Raw genomic sequence first — 2473 nt, forward strand, 5'->3', positions numbered from 1 at the left:
AATCTCAGGTTTTCTCAGGTTTTCATTTCCTATCGAATAAGCTGTGCTTGGAGAATATCCCGCTCTTATAGCTGCCTGTGTGGCATTGAGATCAATAAGATACTCTTCCACAAATCTCTTTTGTTTTTTATTAAGTGCCAATACCACACCACCTTTCTATTTTTACATAACAAAAAAGAACCCTAAATCAATAAGGTTCTTTTTGCTAACTATCTAAGAGGTTAAAAGTTGAATACACTTCTACTCTATTAATATAACACGCACATTTCGCACAAAACGCACAAAATTAAAATATCCTTGTAATTAAAATAAATCCCACAATATTTATTAAAAAAAACACATGATAGCTAACAATAAATTTCGCTAATTCACACCATTTTTTGTCAGAAACATCATAAAAGACTAACTTTTTATTAATTAATTTTGAAACAAAATGCATAAATAAATAAAGTATATTAAACATTCCTAAAAACCATAGTGTAAAAGTTTTATATATTACAGGAATAAAATCTTTGCCTTCTCCTTTTAAAGATATCAAGGTATTTAATGGTTCTGAAATATTTGATAAACTGGATAATCCTCCAAATATAACAAAAGCTACTGCAATAAAAATAGCTATTAAAGATATAAGTTGACTTGTAAAATTTTCTTTTGTATTTTTTATATCGTTTTTAAGAGCCTCTATTTCTTCCATAGCTTTTTTTAAATCTTCTGCAGCATCTTTTAAGTTCCCATTTATGTTTTGTTCTATAGATTCAGATCTTCCTTTTTGCACAGCCACTAATTGAAGATGATCATATAACTTAAGCACTATTTTTTTTATATTCTCATTTTCATTATTTGACAAAGAATGTGCATATAAAAATTTTATATTACCATTTATTGTATCCATATTATCTACACCATAACAAAAATCTGTAATTATAGAATATAAAAATCTGCCATTCGTCTTTTCATAATTTTCAATTTTATTTAAAGCTTCAATAACATCATTTTTTTCAAAAGCTTTACTATTAAAATAAGTTAGTAAGTTATTAAGTTCATTCTCTTCCTTTTCAATATTTCTATCAGAGCTTAAATCATATATATTATTATCGGTATCTCCACCTATTTCTTCTTCTACCATTTGCCCTAATTCAGTACTTAATTTTTTATACCCCATTTACTAACTCCTTGTAAAATATAATTCAATTTCTTTTTCAGGTATAATTTTTTTGCTATTTTTATCATAAACCTTTTTCCAAGGTGTCCCTTCTTTATGTGTTGCTCTAACTAAATGCATTGCTGAATATTCCAATAATCTATCCAAAATATTTTTTAAAAACTCTATGATTTTTGGTTCAAAGACTCCTTCATAGTTTTCTAATTCATCTTTATCTACACTTTTATAAAAAATAAAGTCTATTACATCATTATAACAAGGTATTTCGCTAGAACCAAACATACTAAAATCTATATATATCCTTCTAATTACAGGTCCATAAGGCCAAGCTTCAAATTCCGCATGAAAAAGTGGTTCATTAAATTGTCTATAGCAAAATCCCTGTAAATAAAATAATATTTTTTGTAATTTCATATTTGTTACATTTTTATTTTTCTTATCAGCATAATTCACTACAAATCTAGCAACATCTGAAACAGAATAATCCATTTTAACTCACCTCTTTAAATGAATTATAACACCTAGATATAAAAAAATGTGGATTCCTTATCAATTTATTCAAATTTTTTCTAAAAACCTATCATGAATCATTCTAGCATAACTCTCATTAACACTGCCCATATAAGAACTTATCCTAAGCCAACTCCAACCCTCAATATATCTTAACCTAAAAACAACTCTTATTCTACTATCCTCAATACTATTTATAAAATCCTCTATCTCAAGCCTTAAATCAAAAGCTCTCTGCCACTGTGCATTTAAACACTCTCTAATTAACTTTTCTCTATCAGTAAGCTCTCTCATGCCAACTATAGGCAAGCTAATTTCTTGATAGGGGAATTCTGTGTTAGATGCTTTAACCTTGTCTACTACAATCTCTGTCTTGTTTAGCTTTTTATTTTCTAACTCTAAAATTCTAAGTTCTCTTTTCAAATCTCTATAACGTGAAAGCAAATCCTTATCCATCAATTCCCTCCCAATATGTATTTACAGCTTAAAACCCCTTTGATATACAAAGAGGCAAGTTTTAATATTCTATTTTTAAATACTTATAATGTTTTTTTGCATAAATAAAATTCTCATCATATTCAACCTTAAAGCCCGCTTTCTCAAGCTGTCTGATCAACCTTACTCTTTCTTTAAATGTTTTGTATGGCAGTGCTAATACTTTAATCATTTTTTCATTCTTCTATCTCCATTCAATTTATATCTTCATATTTTTAAAACAAATTCATTTTTTGCCATTTTTTTGATTTATATGCGTAAAATAGTTAGCATTAGTTAGCATTTTCTATCTCTTCTGAAATATTC

At 27.3% G+C, this 2473-nt stretch carries 4 protein-coding genes; all 4 read right to left on the reverse strand.

The annotated features are described in order from the left end of the window. On the reverse strand, nucleotides 1–147 hold a 147-nt coding region (locus SOR77_RS08055; RefSeq protein ID WP_320636605.1), incomplete at its 3' end, for a terminase small subunit. A 139-nt stretch (nucleotides 148–286) separates the two neighbouring features. Beyond that, a complete protein-coding gene (locus SOR77_RS08060) occupies nucleotides 287–1162 on the reverse strand; it encodes a hypothetical protein (RefSeq protein ID WP_320636602.1) in 876 nt (291 codons plus the stop codon). Between the two features lie 3 nt (nucleotides 1163–1165). Beyond that, nucleotides 1166–1651: a Panacea domain-containing protein gene (locus tag SOR77_RS08065; RefSeq protein WP_320636603.1), complete on the reverse strand. Its 486-nt coding sequence runs from the start codon at nucleotides 1649–1651 to the stop codon at nucleotides 1166–1168. A 69-nt stretch (nucleotides 1652–1720) separates the two neighbouring features. Continuing rightward, nucleotides 1721–2128 (reverse strand): hypothetical protein, encoded by a 408-nt coding sequence (locus SOR77_RS08070; RefSeq protein ID WP_320636604.1) that lies wholly within the window; start codon nucleotides 2126–2128, stop codon nucleotides 1721–1723. Nucleotides 2129–2473 lie beyond the last annotated feature (345 nt).

The organism is Peptoniphilus sp. (assembly GCF_034090345.1).
Classification (GTDB): domain Bacteria; phylum Bacillota; class Clostridia; order Tissierellales; family Peptoniphilaceae; genus Peptoniphilus.

Coding starts and splice junctions, on each gene's coding strand:
- SOR77_RS08060 (WP_320636602.1), bottom strand. CDS start 1,162: ATGGGGTATAAAAAATTAAGTACTGAATTAGGGCAAATGGTAGAAGAA.
- SOR77_RS08065 (WP_320636603.1), bottom strand. CDS start 1,651: ATGGATTATTCTGTTTCAGATGTTGCTAGATTTGTAGTGAATTATGCT.
- SOR77_RS08070 (WP_320636604.1), bottom strand. CDS start 2,128: ATGGATAAGGATTTGCTTTCACGTTATAGAGATTTGAAAAGAGAACTT.